The organism is Pseudomonas sp. LBUM1660 (genome assembly GCF_059695935.1).
This window is the reverse complement of sequence record NZ_CP166795.1, coordinates 5,059,148-5,076,677: the sequence shown is the minus strand read 5'-3', so window position 1 is coordinate 5,076,677 and position 17,530 is coordinate 5,059,148. Positions and strand designations below refer to the sequence as shown.

At 58.8% G+C, this 17,530-nt stretch carries 12 protein-coding genes; 5 read left to right on the top strand and 7 right to left on the bottom strand.

Translation table 11 applies throughout. The annotated features are described in order from the left end of the window. Window positions 1-200: 200 nt before the first annotated feature. The 3 genes from ACA068_RS23570 (at window position 201) to ACA068_RS23560 (ending at window position 3,726) form a co-directional block, all read left to right on the top strand. Complete coding sequence (locus tag ACA068_RS23570) at window positions 201-1,706, top strand: glucosyltransferase domain-containing protein (protein WP_497305163.1); 1,506 nt, start codon at window positions 201-203, stop codon at window positions 1,704-1,706. Window positions 1,707-1,825: 119 nt separating this feature from the next. After that, entirely contained in the window at window positions 1,826-2,200 is a 375-nt protein-coding gene (locus tag ACA068_RS23565) for a GtrA family protein (RefSeq protein WP_497305161.1), read from the top strand. Then, window positions 2,197-3,726: a glycosyltransferase family 39 protein gene (locus ACA068_RS23560; protein WP_497305159.1), complete on the top strand. Its 1,530-nt coding sequence runs from the start codon at window positions 2,197-2,199 to the stop codon at window positions 3,724-3,726. The genes ACA068_RS23565 and ACA068_RS23560 overlap by 4 nt, the downstream gene beginning before the upstream one ends. On the opposite strand, the gene ACA068_RS23555 is transcribed toward ACA068_RS23560, so the two are convergent. Both ACA068_RS23555 and ACA068_RS23550 read right to left on the bottom strand, forming a co-directional pair. After that, window positions 3,704-5,323 (bottom strand): FMN-binding glutamate synthase family protein, encoded by a 1,620-nt coding sequence (locus ACA068_RS23555; RefSeq protein ID WP_109634525.1) that lies wholly within the window; start codon window positions 5,321-5,323, stop codon window positions 3,704-3,706. The two genes, ACA068_RS23560 and ACA068_RS23555, sit on opposite strands and share 23 nt — an antisense overlap. A 150-nt stretch (window positions 5,324-5,473) precedes the next feature. Further along, window positions 5,474-6,274: a helix-turn-helix transcriptional regulator gene (locus tag ACA068_RS23550; RefSeq protein WP_059406091.1), complete on the bottom strand. Its 801-nt coding sequence runs from the start codon at window positions 6,272-6,274 to the stop codon at window positions 5,474-5,476. Between the two features lie 124 nt (window positions 6,275-6,398). Here ACA068_RS23550 and ACA068_RS23545 point away from each other — a divergent pair, with 124 nt between their 5' ends. Together ACA068_RS23545 and ACA068_RS23540 are read left to right on the top strand one after the other, a co-directional pair. Continuing rightward, on the top strand, window positions 6,399-7,220 hold the full coding sequence (locus tag ACA068_RS23545) for a carbon-nitrogen hydrolase family protein (protein ID WP_497305157.1): 822 nt from the start codon (window positions 6,399-6,401) through the stop codon (window positions 7,218-7,220). A 231-nt stretch (window positions 7,221-7,451) separates the two neighbouring features. Beyond that, window positions 7,452-8,777 (top strand): APC family permease, encoded by a 1,326-nt coding sequence (locus ACA068_RS23540; RefSeq protein WP_497305155.1) that lies wholly within the window; start codon window positions 7,452-7,454, stop codon window positions 8,775-8,777. Between the two features lie 126 nt (window positions 8,778-8,903). On the opposite strand, the gene ACA068_RS23535 is transcribed toward ACA068_RS23540, so the two are convergent. The 5 genes from ACA068_RS23535 to ACA068_RS23515 are packed head-to-tail and all read right to left on the bottom strand — an operon-like array spanning window position 8,904 to window position 17,293. Next, window positions 8,904-10,310, bottom strand: a complete 1,407-nt coding sequence (locus ACA068_RS23535) for an ATP-binding protein (protein WP_497305153.1) — start codon at window positions 10,308-10,310, stop codon at window positions 8,904-8,906. Beyond that, window positions 10,307-12,118, bottom strand: coding sequence for a DAHL domain-containing sensor histidine kinase (locus ACA068_RS23530; protein WP_497305151.1), 1,812 nt, complete (start codon window positions 12,116-12,118; stop codon window positions 10,307-10,309). The genes ACA068_RS23535 and ACA068_RS23530 overlap by 4 nt, the downstream gene beginning before the upstream one ends. Continuing rightward, window positions 12,115-13,074, bottom strand: coding sequence for a cytochrome-c peroxidase (locus tag ACA068_RS23525; protein WP_497305149.1), 960 nt, complete (start codon window positions 13,072-13,074; stop codon window positions 12,115-12,117). Before ACA068_RS23525 ends, ACA068_RS23530 begins: the two co-directional genes overlap by 4 nt. Window positions 13,075-13,118: 44 nt before the next feature. Continuing rightward, the gene (locus ACA068_RS23520; protein ID WP_497305147.1) at window positions 13,119-14,993 is read right to left on the bottom strand and encodes a putative bifunctional diguanylate cyclase/phosphodiesterase; all 1,875 of its coding nucleotides are present in this window, start codon (window positions 14,991-14,993) and stop codon (window positions 13,119-13,121) included. Then, complete coding sequence (locus ACA068_RS23515; protein WP_497305145.1) at window positions 14,990-17,293, bottom strand: GGDEF/EAL domain-containing response regulator; 2,304 nt, start codon at window positions 17,291-17,293, stop codon at window positions 14,990-14,992. The genes ACA068_RS23520 and ACA068_RS23515 overlap by 4 nt, the downstream gene beginning before the upstream one ends. Between the last annotated feature and the right edge of the window lie 237 nt (window positions 17,294-17,530).

The window sequence follows — 17,530 nt, the reverse complement described above, 5'->3', positions numbered from 1 at the left end:
AAGGTTGCGCGCTGCACATTGGCGGCGCGCAGGGTGCAGGGATTCGCCGGCAATTGCAAAGTGCGGATATTACGGAATGTCTCTGTGCTTCGGCGAGGTGGCAACCGCCGGTCTAAAAGCCGCGCAGGTCGGCGATCTCTGGCTACCGTCGGGGTTCAAGGCTTTATTGATTGAAGGCGGAATTCCCATGAGGCACCGGCATGAAGATCAGCGAATGGCTCGACAAAGAACTAACAGGCCGCCAAGTCTGGTTGTTGTTTCTGTTCGCGACGCTGATGTACATCCTGCCGCTGATCCTCGCGGATTATCCCTACATCGATGACAACTGGCGTGCCCTGGCCGCCGGCACCGGCTGGGCGGAGGAGGGCCGGTTGTTCGCGCAGTGGTTCTACAACCTGCTGACCTTCAGCGGCGCCGCGCCGAACATCTTCCCGATGCCGCTATTGATCGCCACGCTGGCGATGAGCTCGGCCCTGACACGGCTGACGTTCCACTACTTCCCCGAACCGACGTTCGCCCATTGTCTGGTGGTGCTGCCGCTTTGGTACAACCCGTTTTTCCTGCAAAACCTGTCGTACCAATACGACGGACCGACCATGGTGATGAGTATCGTGGCGGTGATCTACGCGATCACCTTTCAAAGCCCCTCGCGCGTCCAGCACCTGCTGATACCCGCCGCGCTGATAGCCTTGGCCATCGGGCTTTATCAGGTCAGCTTCAATGTGTTTCTCGGTCTATGTTGCCTGGAGTTGCTGCGGCGCACGGACGACCCATTGGCATGGCCTGAGTGGTGGCGATTGATCGGCAGCAAAGTTGTACAGGTGGGTCTGGCGGGGTTGATCTATTACGCCACCGCCTATTCCTACATGACTCAGAACCGAACCTCATTGTTGAACGGAGCAGCGGCGCCGTTGCAGCAAATTGAAACCAGCGCGGGCTGGGTGCTGGAAAAAATCGTGCTGCTGTTCCATGGCGGCTTTGCCTGGGTATTTGCCGCGCTGTTGCTGTGCGCCCTATTCGGTGCCGTGCGCGTGGGACAGCGCGTGCGGGAGCGTGCGGGCACTGGGCTGAACAAAACCGTGATCGGCCTGCTGTGCCTGTTGATCTTGCCCGTCCTGATGCTGCTGGTACCGGGCGTCTCATTATTTTTCCGCGATTTCAATGAAGGCGCCCGCACCTTGATGGGCTTTGCTGTCGTGCTGGTATTGCTGTTCTACCTGAGCCATCGGGCGCTGGCGTCGGTGCACGGGAAGCTGCCGTTGCTGTTGCTGGTTCCATTGTTGGCGATGCTCTCGCTTTCCTTTGCCTATGGACGGGTGCTGACGTTGCAAAAGACTTTCGCAACGAATGCGCTGTACGCCTTGAGTGCCGACATTGCTTCGCGCCCCGCGTTGCGCGAAGCCAAGCGCATTTATATGTCGGTGACGTACTCCGATCACTGGCTGGTGGGCGCCTCCGGGTCGTTCAAGCAGATGCCGGTGTTGCATTACTTGCTCAACACCGACTTCTTTATGCTCGCGGAAAATTTGCCGAAAACAGGCATTGCCAATGTGGTCAGGGAAAAGGAGCGGCGTAACGCGACGCGGGTGGGTTATCAGGGTTATCCACCGCTGGTGGACAGTCTGTTTTATCGGATTTATCTGCTGGGGGACTACGGCTTTATTGTCATGAAAGAACCCGCCAGGGTCCGCTCTCTCCAGTGGTGAACCCCGCGACCATTGGTCTGGAATGCCGCGCTACCTGTTAGTTCTTACAGTAGACGCGCACCTGTCCTCGACTTTAGGTTTGAAACACACCTGAAGCAGCGACAGTTCAAGGACCGAACATGAAAGCCTTATGGAAAGAGTTCTCCACGTATGCGGTTGTTGGCGTAGCCAATACGCTGATCCATTGGCAGATATTTTACGTACTCACCATCGCGGCCGAACTGAGTCAGGCTGCCAGTAACTTTTCGGCGTTTTGTGTGGCCGCGACGTTCTCATTCTATGTGCATGCGCTCTACACGTTTGAGGCCGGGGCGTCGGTACTTCGTTATCTGCTGTATGTGTTTTTCATGGGGGTAATGAGTTTCGTCGTCGGGCATTACGCCGATGTCTGGAAAATCCACGGGCTGGTGACCGTATGGTCGTTCTCGCTGTTGAGTCTGGTTTGCGGGTTTTTCTTCTCGAGATTTATCCTGTATGGCGAGCGCGAAGCGTGAACGTGTCGCGCCGGTTTGTCGATTGGGCGGGGCTGATTGCCGTAGTGGCGATCGCGATGGTCGTGAGGTTTCACTCTATTACCGTGCCGGCGGTCTGGTATGACGAGGCCTACAGCCTGCTGCTTGCCGACGGATCGCCTTCGTACATTTGGTCCACCACGGCTCGGGACGTTCATCCACCGCTTTACTATGTGTTGCTGCATTACTGGATGTTGTTGTTCGGTAATGGCGTCTTGTCTGCTCGATCCCTGAGCACCTTGGCCGACGTCGGCACATTGTTGCTGTGCATCAAATTGATGAGTGTTGTGGCGACGCGAAGGGCGACTTGGATTGCTGCTGTGTTGTTGGCATTGCTACCGATCTCGGTTCGCTATAGCCAGGAAATCCGCATGTATACCTTGCTCGGTTTCTGGCTCATGGGTGCGACCGTGGCGTTGGTGTGTTGGGTTAATTCACCGCAGCGAAAGCGCTTTGCGATCCTGTATGTGCTGCTGATGACGGCTGCTTTTTACACGCATTATTTCGCTGCGTTGTGTGTCTTGGTTCATTGGCTTTTTTGGTGGCAGGCGCGTGGATTGTCCGTTCGTGCATGGACAGCGGCAAACATCGTGATTGTCTTTTTGTACTTGCCTTGGGTTCCATATTTCCTCCATCAACTTTCAGGAATGGGGGGGCAAGCCTGGATAGAGCCTCTCACTGGGCACACTGTGCTGACAATAGTTTGGCTATTCACGGTGATGAATGACTCAGTGCCGGTTTCGTCAAGTTTGCGCGCGGTGCCGACATTCCTAATCCTGATTTGTTCTGTTTGGGCGTTGTCGAACGACCGGAGTGAGCCCCGTTATAGCGTGCTGTTGATCGGGTATTTTTTTGTACCTGCGATTGCGCTTTTACTGATAGCTCTATTCACCCCCGCATTTGTGCCTAGATATCTTTTATTTGCCGCGGTCGGATTGCCACTTATCGTTGCTGTTGCTGTGGATTCCTGGTCGCATCAGCAGCGCACGTTTGCTATAGCTACCTTGGCTATTTTTGTTGTTGTGGAAGTTCAGGGGCTGATTGGTGTTTATGAAAATAGGGAGGGCAAGACAGGTCGGCTGGACGAAATAGTCGCCCGCATTAGTCAGGAACTCAAACCAGATGATGAAATCCTGATCGACAGCCTGCTCTGGTACTTACCGTTCATGTACTACAACACGACGGGTGTTCAGCCGCGGGTTCATGCCAGATCATCGTCCGACCCAACCTGGGGCTACCCTGACCAAGGCGGGTGGGCTCTCATCTCCCCATCCCTGAAATGGATCTTCCTGGAGGATGTTGCGGTATCTAGAGTTCCCACCAGACGGGTCTGGTGGGTAACTCGCTCAGGGTTACCTGAAAGCACAACCAAGTTCCCAGCACGATGGCAACAAATGCTGACGATTAACGGAGGAGACGTTGAAGCTCGCTTGTTTACTCTCGATGGAACGGTAACGTCGTCTGAGGCTGGCGAGGGCGTTTTCCTCACGCAGCAACCACCTCATTAGGCTCAAAACTATCCGCCCGCGCCATCTGCCACATCCGCGAGTAAAACTCGCCGTTCACCTCACCCGTGAGCAATTCCCCCGGCTTCAAGAACACATGCAACTGCGAGAACAACTTGATCTCGGTGGCCGACATGCGCCGTACCAGATGCTTGGCCGACAGTTGTGACGGATGATCGAGGCCCGCGGCCGCGAGCATTTCCGCCAGGGCCTTGAGTGTGTTGCGGTGAAAGTTGAAGACGCGCTGGGCCTTGTCCGGGACCACCAGCGCACGCTGGCGCAGGGTGTCTTGAGTGGCGACGCCGGTCGGGCATTTGTTGGTGTGGCAGCTTTGCGACTGGATGCAGCCGATGGCAAACATGAAGCCGCGCGCCGAATTGGCCCAGTCGGCGCCGATGGCCAGGACGCTGGCGATGTCGAAGGCACTGACGATCTTGCCGCTGGCGCCAAGTTTGATTTTGTCCCGCAGGTTCAGGCCCACCAGCGTGTTGTGCACGAACAGCAAGCCTTCACGCATTGGCACGCCGATGTGGTCGGTGAACTCGACGGGCGCGGCGCCGGTGCCGCCTTCCTTGCCGTCGACCACGATGAAGTCCGGGAGAATGCCGGTTTCCAGCATGGCCTTGGCGATGCCCATGAATTCCCACGGGTGACCGAGGCAGAACTTGAAGCCCACCGGTTTGCCGCCGGACAGTTCACGCAACTGCTGGATGAAGTGCATCAGTTCGATTGGCGTGGAAAACGCGCTGTGCCTCGATGGCGAGATGCAATCTTCGCCCATCAGGATGCCGCGGGTTTCGGCGATTTCCTTAGTGACTTTGTGCTTGGGCAGGATGCCGCCGTGACCGGGTTTGGCCCCTTGCGACATCTTGATCTCAATCATCCGTACTTGCGGCGTTTGCGCTTGTGCGGCGAAGCGTTCCGGGTCGAAGCGTCCGTCTGCGGTGCGGCAACCGAAGTAGCCGCTGCCCAGTTCCCAGGTCAGGTCACCGCCGTTTTCCCGGTGATAGGCGCTGATGCTGCCTTCGCCCGTGTCATGGGCAAAGTTGCCGAGTTTGGCACCCTGGTTCAACGCGCGAATGGCGTTGGCGCTGAGCGAGCCGAAGCTCATGGCCGAGATGTTGAACACCGAGGCCGAGTACGGCTGGGTGCACTGCGGGCCGCCGACGATGACCCGGAAACTGCTCGGGTCGCTCAATGGCGCCGGGCGCATGGAGTGGCCGATGAATTCGAAACCCGATTGATACACATCGATCAAGGTGCCAAAGGGTTTGTCGGCGCTTTCATTCTTGGCCCGGGAATAGACCAGCGAACGCTGAGCCCGGGAGAAGGGCAGGGCGTCGCTGTCGGATTCGAGCAGGTATTGGCGGATCTCCGGGCGAATGCCCTCTACCAGATAGCGAATATTGCCGAGGATCGGGTAGTTGCGCCGCACCGCGTGAGGGCTTTGCAGCAGGTCGAACAGGCCCACCAGACTGAGGACGCCCGTCACGGCGGTGATTGGCCAGAGCCAGTCATGTTCCAGGAAGGGCAGGCTGGCGAGGGTGAAAATCACGCAAGCGGCAAAGAAGGCGTAGCGGCTCAGGAGTGACAGGCTCATACGGGTTCCTTGGTTCGGACTCGGTTAGCAGGTACACACGGACCCTGTAGGAGCGAAGCTTGCTCGCGAAAGCGGTGTATCAGCCAATATCAATGTTGAATGAAATGGCCACTTCGCGAGCAAGCTTCGCTCCTACAGAACCGTGCTGTGTCAGGCATTTTGTGCCTGCAGGAATATCGAAAACAGCTCGGACTGGGACTTGATCCCCAGCTTGCTGTACATGTGTTTCTTATGGACTTTCACGGTTTCGACGGAGATTTCCAGCTTACGGGCGATTTCTTTACTGGAGCAACCGCTGAGCATCAAGCGCCCGACATCCAGTTCACGGGCGGTCAATTGCGCGCCTTTGAGTTGTTGCACCGAGGCTTCCAGCTGCACGCGCCAATCGCCCTGGATCGGTGCTGGCGCGAGGGCCACGACTTCGTTGATTTCGTAGGGCAGGCGCTGGCGCAACAGGCCGAGCACCCAAGGCTGGATCAGCGACAGCAAGGCAATCTGCTGGCCGCTGAAACGCTGCTTGCTGCCCAGTGACAGACACAGCGTGCGGTCGCCTTCGAGCTGGCAATTGAACTGGATTTCATCGGCCACCACATTCAGACGAAAGTAGCGTTGGTAATACTCGGTCAGCTCAAAGTGCTCCGGCGCCACTTCCGACAGGCGATAGAGCCCGGTACGCGACTGTTCTCGGCAGGCGATGTAGAACGGATCAAGCAGATAGAGCCCGCGCAAGTAATCCTGAAACAACTGATCAGGGCTGCCGTCCTCGCCCGGGCATTCGGCGAACACCTGGGGGTGCTGGTCCGCGCTGAAAAGCAGCGCCACCCAGCTGTCGAAGGTCACGTACTGATCCAGCAGGCGCACCAACTGCGTCCAGAAGTTCGGCTTGTCGAGGGCGTCGATCAGTTGCCCGACCGAGCGGTGCCAAGCGATATCGTCTAATGAAAGTGTCATGCCTCTACCCCTATCGGGTTACCCCAGCGGCGTGATTCCCCGGCCGGTGGCTTGCTGCGCATACTGGCGCACAGACACAGACCGGGCAATCTTTCTGCCGCCCGGTCCATAACAAGGACTCCCCATGAAAGTCGAACTCGCCCAGCTGGCGGGCCGTGACAACGGCACAGCGTACAACCTCGAACGCGCCCTGGCGGCCATCGCTGCCTGCAACACGGATACGCAACTGATCGTCTTCCCGGAAACCCACCTGATGGGCTTTCCGTCTGCCGACACCGTGGCCCAAACCGCCGAACCGCTGGACGGGCCGACGGTCAGCGCCATCGTGGCAGCGGCCCGCGAGCACAACATCGCCGTGGTGATCGGCATGGCCGAGAATGACAACGGCCGCTTCTACAACACCACGCTGCTGATTACCCCGGAAGGCATCGCCCTGAAATACCGCAAGACGCACCTGTGGGCGTCGGATCGCGGCGTGTTCGAGGCGGGCGACCGTTATGCCACTTGCGAGTGGAACGGTGTGCGTGTCGGTCTGCTGATTTGCTACGACATCGAATTCCCGGAAACCGCCCGCGCCCTGGCGCAACTGGGTGCCGAATTGCTGATCGTCACCAACGGCAACATGGACCCTTATGGCCCGACTCACCGCACCGCGATCATGGCGCGTGCCCAGGAAAACCAGGCCTTTGCGCTGATGGTCAACCGGGTAAAAGAGAGCGATGACGGGTTGGTGTTCGCCGGTGGCAGTGCGCTGGTGGATCCGCTGGGCACCTTGTTGTTCGAGGCCGGGCGCGATGAAGGGCAGTTTGCGGTTGAGCTGGATTTCAGCCGGTTGGAGGCTGCACGCAAGGATTACCGGTATCTGGATGATCAGCGGTTGAAGTTGCCAGGTGAAATTGTCGAGCAGGCTTCTGGCGTGCGGGAGTTGCTGATTCCGTCGCGTTGATCCTGATTCTCTATTGCCTGGGATGACGCTTTCGCGAGCAAGCCCGCTCCCACATTTTGATCGCGTCCTCCTGAAGCAACTCGATCGAATGTGGGAGCGGGCTTGCTCGCGCAGGGGCCCTCCGAGACGAAACAGCTGGTTGATCGTTCACCCAAAACAACAACGAAACACCCGAAATTTAGCGCCGAACTCGGCTCTGCCATAAATCTAATAAATTCGGAGTAGTCGCTCATGGCTCGTTTGCAACGCACCCTGTCATTGGGTTCGGTGGTGCTGTTCGGCATCGCCTACATGACGCCGATCATTGTGCTCGGCACCTTTGGCATCCTCGCTCAATCCACCTCTGGCATGGTTCCGGCCGCGTATCTGGCGGCGCTGGTGGCGATGTTTTTCACCGCCATGAGCTACGGCCGAATGGCCTCGGCGTTCCCCGTTGCCGGCTCGGCCTACAGCTATGTACGCAAGGCCATCAGCCCGAAACTGGGCTTCATTGCCGGTTGGGCGGTGCTGCTCGATTACCTGTTCCTGCCCATGGCGATATGGCTGATCGGTGCCGCCTACCTCAACTCCGCGTTCCCGGCCGTGCCGCAGTGGATCTGGGTGCTGGCGTTCATCGGCATCACCAGTGCGATCAACATCGTCGGCCTGAAACTGGCCAACGGCATCAACGCCTTGCTGATGCTGGTGCAGTTCCTGGTGCTGATCGCCTTCGTCGCGTTGTGCATCCACTACGTCGGTGGGGATGCGAGCACGCCGTTGTGGTCGATCAAACCGTTCTTCAACGGCGACATGCAGATGCCGCTGATCATGAGCGGCGCGGCCATCGCCTGTTATTCGTTCCTTGGTTTTGACGCGGTCAGCACCTTGACTGAAGAAACCCGCGACCCTCGCCGTACCATTCCGAGGGCGATCATGCTGATTACCCTGATCGGCGGCCTGATCTTCGTCAGCGTCTCGTACTTCGTGCAAGTCGCCCATCCCTCGTTCCAGTTCGACAGTGTCGACTCGGCGGCCTATGAAATCGCCCGCAATATCGGTGGCGACCTGTTCGTGACGATTTTTCTGATCGGCCTGATCGTCGGCCAGTTCGCCTCGGGCCTGTCGGCTCAGGCCAGCGGTTCGCGTCTGTTGTTCGCCATGGGCCGCGATGGCGTGCTGCCCAAATCCTTTTTCGGCAGCTTGCACGAACGCTTTGGCACACCGGTCAACAGCATCCTGTTGTGCGCCGTGGTCGCGTTGCTGGCGCTGAAACTGGACGTCACCACCTCGACCTCGTTCATCAACTTCGGCGCGTTCCTGGCGTTCAGTCTGGTGAACCTGTCGGTGATCTTTCACTACTGGATCGGCGGAGAAAAGAAAGGGCTGCGCGAGTTCGTGCTGTTCCTGTTATTCCCGTTCATTGGCCTGGCGGCAGATTTGTGGCTGATGGTCAGCCTCGATCACCTGGCGATCTACCTGGGCCTGAGCTGGCTGGCGATTGGCGTGGTGTACCTGGCGGTGCTGACCGGTGGCTTCCGCCGCCAGCCACCGGAGATCGATTTCCAGGAGGCCACCTGACTCCCGGACACTGCAAAACCCCTGTAGGAGCGAGCCTGCTCGCGATAGGGCCATGTCAGTCAACATCAAGGGTGACTGACACACCGCCATCGCGAGCAGGCTCACTCCCACATTCATTTACGGTGTTCAGGCCGCTGAGTGGGTTTGGTGCACAGGCAACTCGACGCGAAACGTGCTGCCCACACCCACCTCACTGCGCACCGAAATATCCCCCCGATGCTTCTTCACGATGCCATAAGACAGGGACAACCCAAGCCCCGTCCCCTGGCCCACCGGTTTGGTGGTGAAGAACGGGTCGAAGATTTTCTGCAGGCTGTCCGGCGCAATGCCGCAGCCGGTGTCTGTGACTTCAATCCACACCCATTCACCCTCGAACCCGGTGCGCAAGGTGATGGTGCCGCGCTCTGGGCCGATCGCCTGGGACGCGTTGACGATCAGGTTCATGATCACCTGGTTGATTTGCGAGGGCAGGCATTCGATGTCGGGCAGTGGCTGGTACGCCTTCTGCACATCGGCCTTGTACTTGAGTTCATTGGCGACGATGTTCAAGGTCGATTCGATGCCCTGTTGCAGATTGGTCCACTGCCATTCCTGGTTGGAGTCCACCCGGGAGAAGTCCTTCAGGTCTTTGACGATCTGGCCCACGCGGTTGATGCCTTCCTTGGATTCCTTGATCAGCAACGGAATGTCCTCGCGCAGGAACTCCAGCTCGATCCGTTCCCGTAACTGCCCAAGCCGCTCGATCACCTCGTTCGAATCAATGGCCTCTTCGGCCTCGCGATAGGCGTCGAGCATTTCCTGTAGTTGCTTGAAGTAGCCCTCGAGGCTGCCGAGGTTGGAAGAAATGAAGCCAATCGGGTTGTTGATTTCATGGGCGACGCCGGCTGCCAATTGCCCCAGGGAAGCGAGTTTTTCCGATTGCACCAGTTGCGATTCAAGCTGCTTGCGCTCGTCGATTTCCCGCTGCAACGCCTCGCTGGCCTGTTTGAACTCCGTGGTGCGCTGGTCCACCAGATGCTCCAGGTGGCTCATCTGTAAAAAAGCGCGTTCGGTCATCTCCCATTTGGTCAGCAGGGTGTTGGCCATCTGCTGGACTTCGATGTTGTCGAACGGTTTTTTCAGGATCAGCAAACGATCATGGGCTTGCAGTCGGTCCAGCAGTTCATCCCAGGAATAGTCGGAGTACGCGGTACACACCACCACTTGCAGGCGCGGGTCTTCCTGCCACAGATGCTCGATGGTCTGCGCGCCGTCCCAGCCCTCAGGCATGCGCATGTCGACGAACGCGAGTGCGTAGGGGCGGTTTTCCTGCAGGGCCTGAGTGAGTTTGCCCAGGCCTTCCTGGCCGCCATACGCTGAATCCAGTTCGAACAGCGCAGTGGTGGCTTTGATTTCACTGCCAAACAGCGTGGCTTCCATCTCGTCCAGTTCGACGTGCTGCACCGAAACCGGTGTGAGGATCTTGCGAAAGTCGTCATGAATCGATGGCGTGTCGTCGATCAGCAGAATGCGCCGGTTCGAAAGCTCACTCATGCCTCCTCCGGGACGGTTTTGAGCGGGATCTGCAGGGTGAACTGCGCGCCCTTGCCGGGTCCGTCGCTGTGGGCGCTGAGATGGCCGTTCATCTCGATCGCCGCCAGCGCGCAGCTGTGCAGACCGAAGCCGTGGCCTTCCTTGCGGGTGGTAAAACCGTGGGCGAAGATGCGCGTCATGTTCTCCGGCGGGATGCCTTCGCCATCATCCTTGACGCTGATTTGCAGGGTGTCGTCTTCAACTATTTTCACCCCCAGGGTCATTTGTCGCGGACGATTGCTGAGGTCGGACATGGCGTATTTGGCATTGCTGATGAGGTTGATCAGGATCAGCAGCAACCGGTGTTTGTCGCCCATGACCTGTGGCACTTCGTTGTACTCCTTGACCACCGTGACGTGGTGCCGGGTCAGGGCACCGGAGTTCATGCGCAGGGCGTCTTCCAGCAGTTCGCTGATGTGCAGCGGTTCCATCAGGCTGTTGGCGCCGGCGTAGGATTGCTGGGTGGCGACAATGTCCTTGATGTGGTCGACGCTTTTGGTCAGTTGGGCGAGTTCTTCGGTCATGCTTTGTTGTTCGAGCGCAATGGCATCTACCAGTTGATTGAGGTAGCCGGGCAGCAACTTGCCTTTCTCATCCTGGGTCAGAAAAGTGCCCAGGTCGCCCTGATGTTCGTTGATCAGCTGCATCGCCTTGCCCAGCCCCTGAGCCTTGGTGCTGCGCAGTTTGCGGCTGACCAGGTCGGCGGAGATGTTCACGCTGTTGAGCACGTTGCCGACGTTGTGCAGCACATTGGTGGCGATTTCGGCCATGCCGGCCTGGCGCGCGGTGTCCAGCAGTTCACTCTGGGTATCCCTGAGCTCGCGGGTGCGTTCTTCGACCCGTTGTTCGAGGTCGTCATTGGCGGTTTTCAGGGCTTTGTTGACGCGATTGATCACCGTGAAACTGCGCATCAGGTGAATCGCCAGGTACACCAGCAACATCACCAGCAGCACGGAAAACACCAACATGTAAAAGTGATAACGCTGATCGACCGCATCGGTGCGCTGCTGATCGTTGTTCAGCAGATCGGTGATGCCGTCCAGCCGCTCGGCCACGGGAACGGCCTCGATGTTTTCCAGCAAGCGGTTGACCACCGGTTGCTCACGCAGAATCAACTCAATGTGGTTACTGAGAACATCCAGCGGACTGTGGAACTCCTCCGGCAGTCGCAGTTTGTTCACTTTCAGTTTGCTCAACCCCACCAGGATTTCGGCGGCCTTGTAGTCAGAGGTGACCATGGCGAACTCCATGGTGCTGAGGACCAGGTCATAGGTGTCGTTGGCGATGTTCTGCAGTTGTAGCTTGTCGCCGTCCTGCAACTGGGCGAGGGGCTCCTGAATGTCGTCCTCGGCGGTTGGCAGAAACGCCAGTGAGTTGCGCAACACGGCATTGTGGGATTTGAACTGCTCCACCAGCCGGATCTTTTCCTCGAAGGCGCTCAGGTACGCATCATGGCTGGTCAGCCAGACAGGCGAGGCGTTGCGGCCATGATTCGACTCCATCGTGTCGAACCGTTCCCACAGCTGCGTCATCTCGGTCAGCGGCGTGACCAGCGGATCGTAGTTGTGGTTGATGGCAATCCTGGCCTTGAGGATTTCCGTTTCCCACTGCGCATTCAGCTGTTTCATTCGGGAAATCAGATCCCGGGACTCCGTGTACGTCGATGTCTGGTTCGAGCTGGATTTGAGGTACAAAAACAGCAGCGTCGAGGCCAGTAACAGGGCCACGACACCGAGAAGTGCCAAGCTGCGTCGGCGGGACATTTTCATAACGGTTTGCCGTCCCATTCACCGGTCAGGGTCTTGAGGAATTTGATAATCAGCACCTTGTCTTCGGCGGAGGGGATGCGCCCCAGCTGAAACTTGAACATCACGTCGACCGCCTCTTCGAGAGTTTTGGCCGAACCGTCGTGAAAGTACGGCGCGGTCACGGCGACGTTGCGCAGGCTTGGGACCTTGAACACGTTGCGGTCCTCTTCGTCCTTGGTGACCAGGTAGCGGCCCAGGTCGGTTTCGGTCGGGTTGCCCCGGGTCTTGAAGTAATCGCCCATCACTCCGAACTTCTGGAACATGTTGCCGCCGATGTTGACCCCCTGATGGCAGGTGATGCAGCCGTATTCCTTGAAGCGTTGGTAGCCGTATTTCTCTTCGCGGGTGAGGATGTCGGTATCGCCTTGCAGGTACTGATCGAAGCGCGAGTTGGCGCTGATCAGCGTGCGCTCGTAGGTGGCCAGGGCGTTTTGCACATTGTTCAGGGTCACGCCATCCGGATAGGCGTCGCCGAACGAGGCTTGATAAGCCGGATCGGCGGACAGCGTTTGCACCACGTGTTCCCAGTTGCTGCCCATTTCACTGGGGCTTTGCACCACGGCGTGGATCTGGGTTTCCAGGGTGGCGACGCGGCCATTCCAGAACTGCCGGAAGTTCAGGCTGGCGTTGAACACGCTCGGGGTGTTGACCACCACTGGCTGGCCGTTGAAACCGATGGAAAACGCCTTGTTATCGGCGCCACCGCTTTCCAGGCGATGGCAACTGGCACAGGACAGACTGCCGTTGACCGACAAGCGTGGTTCATTGAACAACTGGCGACCGAGTTCGACCCGCAGAGGGTTTTGCTTTGGCACGGCCGGTAGCGGTTTGAGCGGTTCGTTTAGTGGTGCGCCGCTGGCCGTCAGACAAAGCCCCAGCAGAGGCATCAGGAGCAAGCGGTGGAGAAATGGCGACATCTGATAATTCCTTGGCTGGTAGCCCGTGTGTCGCTGCTGATCGGTCATGTGGCGGCAGAGGGAGGGGATTTCACCGACATCAGGTACTGCACAAAGGCGTCCGGTGGCACGGCTTTGCTGAAGTAGTAGCCCTGGCCTTCTTCGCACTGATGGGCCTTGAGGAAGTCCAGTTGTTCGAGGGTTTCCACCCCTTCGGCGATGATGGTCAGCTTGAGGCTCTTGCCCAGGCTGATAATGGCGCTGACCAGGGCTGCGTCATTGCTGTCACGGCTCAGACCACGAATAAATGACTGGTCGATTTTCAGCACGTCGATGGGAAACCGTCGCAGGTAGCTCAGGCTGGAATAACCGGTGCCGAAGTCATCGATGGCCAGCCGCACCCCCAGTGCCTTGATCTGCTTCAGGGCGGTGACGGTGGCATCGACGTTCTGCATCAGCACGCCTTCGGTGATTTCCAGTTCGAGCAATGACGGGTCCAGACCGGTTTGTTCGAGGACCTGTTCAATGCCTTCGACAAAGCCTCGTTGGCGAAAGTCGATGGCCGACACATTCACCGACATGCACAGCCTCGGCAGCCCCGCCGCCTGCCAGGCGCAGGCTTGCCGACAGGCCTGGCGCAAAACCCATTTGCTCAACGGCACGATCAAGCCGCTGTCTTCGGCCACACCAATGAAATCCGATGGGTAAACCCAGCCATGCCCCGGTTTCAGCCAGCGGATCAAGGCTTCTGCACCGACCACCTCACCGGTGCCCAGATCGAGCTTGGGCTGGTAATGCAGCACAAATTCGTCCCGCTCCAAGGCCAGGCGAATACCCGACTCGATGGTCTGCTGGTCCCGGGCGCGCTGGTTCATGTCTTCAATGAAAAAGCGGAAGTCGTTGGGGCCGCTTTCCTTGACGTGGCGCATCGCGGTCTCGGCTTTCTTGATCAGTGCGACGGCATCGAAGCCGTCATCGGGGTAGATGCTGATGCCCAGGCTGGCGGTCACGCTCAGGTCATGGCCGGCGATGTGCTGTGTCGTACCGATGGCGTTCAAGAGTTTTTCGGCGATGCCTTTGGTCTGCTGGGGATGGCGGATGTCAGCGAGGATCACCACGAATTCATCAGAACCGTAGCGAAACACCGAATCGGATTCGCGCACCGTGGACACCAGGTTATGCCCGACCCGTTTGAGCATTTCGTCACCGGCCGGATGGCCCAGGGCATTGTTGATACGCTTGAAGCGGTCAAGGCCCAGGAACATCACCGCCAGCTGCTTGTCATGGCGACGGGACAACGCCAGGGACTGGTTCAGCCGATCACCGAGCAACGTGCTGTTGGGCAACTCGGTCAACACGTCGTATTGCAACAGGTGGGACACCTTGAGCAGTTCGTGGACCCGCGCCTCGATGGTTTGCTCCAGGCTTTGCACTTTCGTCTCCGCGTCCTGGGTCATCTGCCATTTCCAGGTCAGGGCGCTGGCCATCTGGCGGATTTCCAGACTGTCGAAGGGTTTTTTCAACACCAGTAACTGGTCGCCGAACTCCAGCCGTTCAGCAATGTCCTCCCAGCTGTAATCCGAATAGGCGGTGCACAGCGCGATTTGCAGGTGCGGGTCGATCTTCCAGAGCTGTTCGATGGTTTCCAGCCCGTCCCAACCCGGCGGCATGCGCATGTCGGTAAACGCCATGGCGTAGGGGCGACCTTCGGCCTGGGCCCGCTTGACCATTTCGAAGGCTTCCTGGCCCTGATAGGCAGAATCGAGCTGGAAGGTGAGCCGAGCCGGCTGTTGCGTGCCGAACAGCGCCTCTTCAGTACCGGCCAGGCTCTGTTCACCTTCGGTATCGGGGCCAAGGATCTTGCGAAAGTCCTGATGGATCGACGGCGTGTCATCGATGATCAGAATGCGCCGGTTGGTCTGGACGGACGAAGTTTTCATCCCTTGTCCTCCGTGGCGTGCGGATTGTCCAGGATCGGTCCGTTTTCGTGGCTTGCGGGCACGATGCTGCCGGCTTTGAGCAACTGGGCGGCTTGTTGGCTGCTGACCGCTTTACTGAAAAAGTAACCCTGAGCGTTCATTGGCGAGCCTGTGGCCATCAGCGAACTACGCTGTTCCTGGGTTTCGACACCTTCGGCGATGATTCCGATCCCTACCTCGCGAGCGAAGTTGATGATTGCGCGCAACGTGTTGGCGCTCGCCGGGTCGCGGGCAGCGGTGTCGATGAAGGCCTGGGCAAGTTTCAGGTGATTGACCTGGTAGGTCTTGAGGTAGTCGAACGAGGAGTATTCGGTGCCGAAGTCGTCGATGGCGATCTTCACCCCCAGCTCGCGCAAGCGCGGCAGCACGTCGTTGTGGGTCCATTTGGTCTGGGCCAGGGTTGCTTCGGTGACATCGAAGCGCAGGTCCCAGGCGCACAATTCCCAGCGCGCGGTGGTGCGCAGTACGTCATAGATCAGCTCGGGTCCGCTTTTCAGTTGGGCCAGGGACAGCTTGATGGCAATCACCGGGGGCGCCATGCCTTCGTCGCGCCACTGGCGCATTTGCTGGCAGGCGCGATCCAGCACCCAGTGACCGAGGGCAATGATGGCGCCGGTTTTTTCCGCGGCCGGCAGGAACGCCGGCGCTTCCAGCAAACCACGCTTGGGGTGGTTCCAGCTGACCTGGGCTTCCATGCCGAGGATCTTGCCGCTGCTCAGGTCGACTTCCGGCCAGTAATTGAGCTCGAGTTCTTCATGGTCGATGGCCGCGCGCAGTTCGCTGGCGATGGTCATGCGCTCGACCACCTCCTGATTGATCTCCTCGGAGTGGAAGTGATACTGGTTGCGGCCCTTTTCCTTGGAGCGATAAAGCGCCATGTCAGCCTGGTTCAGCAGGCCGTCGGCGCTGGTGATGAGCGGCGAATAACTGCTGATGCCGATGCTCACCGAAACGCGTACGTCATTGCCGGCCAGGGAGTAGGGGAGCACCAGCGCATCGCGGACCTTGGCGGCCAGGGACGCGGACTGGGTCGGGTCGCTGACGTCCAGTTGCAGGATGGCGAACTCGTCGCCGCCGAGGCGGGCGACCACGTCGTTTTCGCGCACACAGGCTTTGATGCGCCGGGCCACTTCCTGCAGCAACAGGTCGCCCACCGGGTGGCCGAGGGTATCGTTGATCCGTTTGAAGTGATCGAGGTCCAGGTAGAACATCGCGAACGGCGTTGCGCCGCGACGCGCGGCGGCGAACGCCTGGTGCAGACGCTCGATCAAGGTGGCACGGTTGTCCAGCCCGGTCAGCCCGTCGGTGCGGGCCAGCAGGGCGATTTTCTCCTCGGCGACCTTGCGTTCAGTGACGTCGATGATGATGCCTTCGACTTCCAGCAGACGTCCTTCGTCGTCACGCACCGGGATATAGCGGTTTTCGACCCAGCGCCAGGCACCATCGCCAGTGCGCATCCGGAACTCGATGGAAGCGCCCGCCGCATGGCGATCCAGCACCCGGGCCATGGCCGTGTCGACCTTCGGCTGGTCGTCCGGATGGATCAACTCCTGGGCCCAGTTGGCCGAGGCGACCAGGTTCGCCGCGACGTGACCGTACTTGGTGATGTTGTGGGAGATGTACATCAGCGGGAACAACGGTTCGCCCCGCAAGCGATACAGAATGGTCGGGCTGTTCTGCACGATGATGTTGGCGTCGGACAGCTCCCGGGTGCGTTCTTCGACGGCCTGTTCCAGCAGCGACATCTTCAGCTCGGCGTCTTCGGTCATCTGCCATTTGGCGGTCAGGGCGCTGGCCAACTGACGGATCTCGATGGCATCAAACGGTTTTTTGAGGATCAGCAGGCGATCGCCCAGCTCCAGGCGTTCATCGATGTCTTCCCAGGAATAGTCGGAATAAGCGGTACAAAGCGCCACTTGCAGCTTGGGATCGACTTGCCACAGCCGTTCGATGGTTTCCAGGCCGTCCCAGCCTGGCGGCATGCGCATGTCGATGAAGGCCATCGCGTAGGGCAGGTCGTTGGCCAGCGCTCGCTCGACCTTGTCCAGCGCTTCCAGGCCCTGAAACGCCGAGTCGAGCATGAAGCTTTGCAGCGTTGCCGTCGCTTGCGACCCGAACAGGGCTTTTTCGGCGCTGATCAAGTCGTCGTCATCGATCGAGGTCGGGCTGAGGATCTTGCTGAAGTCGGCATGAATCGACGCGGTGTCGTCGACGATAAGTATCCGACGGTTGGTTCGTGCCAGCAGCGTATTCATAGGCATACGCCGGGAGCGGTGGCAGTGTGGTGCGGTGTGCTCATAGGGGCATCCTTTCCCTGATCACGTGGCCAAGCGGTATAGATAATGGATCCGAGTGAACTGAGCATAGTCGCCCGTGCAGCACTTCGCCCGGCCGACGCTAACGAATCATTTCCAGGGGACTGGCTGAAAATCATCTAGCCTGTAGCTCAGGCAGGGCCAGAAACGGAATGTTTTGGCTGATGACTGACGCAACAATGC

Bases quoted from the DNA above. Each gene is read 5' to 3' on its own strand.
- ACA068_RS23570 (WP_497305163.1), top strand. From the start codon at position 201: ATGAAGATCAGCGAATGGCTCGACAAAGAACTAACAGGCCGCCAAGTC.
- ACA068_RS23565 (WP_497305161.1), top strand. From the start codon at position 1,826: ATGAAAGCCTTATGGAAAGAGTTCTCCACGTATGCGGTTGTTGGCGTA.
- ACA068_RS23555 (WP_109634525.1), bottom strand. From the start codon at position 5,323: ATGAGCCTGTCACTCCTGAGCCGCTACGCCTTCTTTGCCGCTTGCGTG.
- ACA068_RS23550 (WP_059406091.1), bottom strand. From the start codon at position 6,274: ATGACACTTTCATTAGACGATATCGCTTGGCACCGCTCGGTCGGGCAA.
- ACA068_RS23545 (WP_497305157.1), top strand. From the start codon at position 6,399: ATGAAAGTCGAACTCGCCCAGCTGGCGGGCCGTGACAACGGCACAGCG.
- ACA068_RS23540 (WP_497305155.1), top strand. From the start codon at position 7,452: ATGGCTCGTTTGCAACGCACCCTGTCATTGGGTTCGGTGGTGCTGTTC.
- ACA068_RS23535 (WP_497305153.1), bottom strand. From the start codon at position 10,310: ATGAGTGAGCTTTCGAACCGGCGCATTCTGCTGATCGACGACACGCCA.
- ACA068_RS23530 (WP_497305151.1), bottom strand. From the start codon at position 12,118: ATGAAAATGTCCCGCCGACGCAGCTTGGCACTTCTCGGTGTCGTGGCC.
- ACA068_RS23525 (WP_497305149.1), bottom strand. From the start codon at position 13,074: ATGTCGCCATTTCTCCACCGCTTGCTCCTGATGCCTCTGCTGGGGCTT.
- ACA068_RS23520 (WP_497305147.1), bottom strand. From the start codon at position 14,993: ATGAAAACTTCGTCCGTCCAGACCAACCGGCGCATTCTGATCATCGAT.
- ACA068_RS23515 (WP_497305145.1), bottom strand. From the start codon at position 17,293: ATGCCTATGAATACGCTGCTGGCACGAACCAACCGTCGGATACTTATC.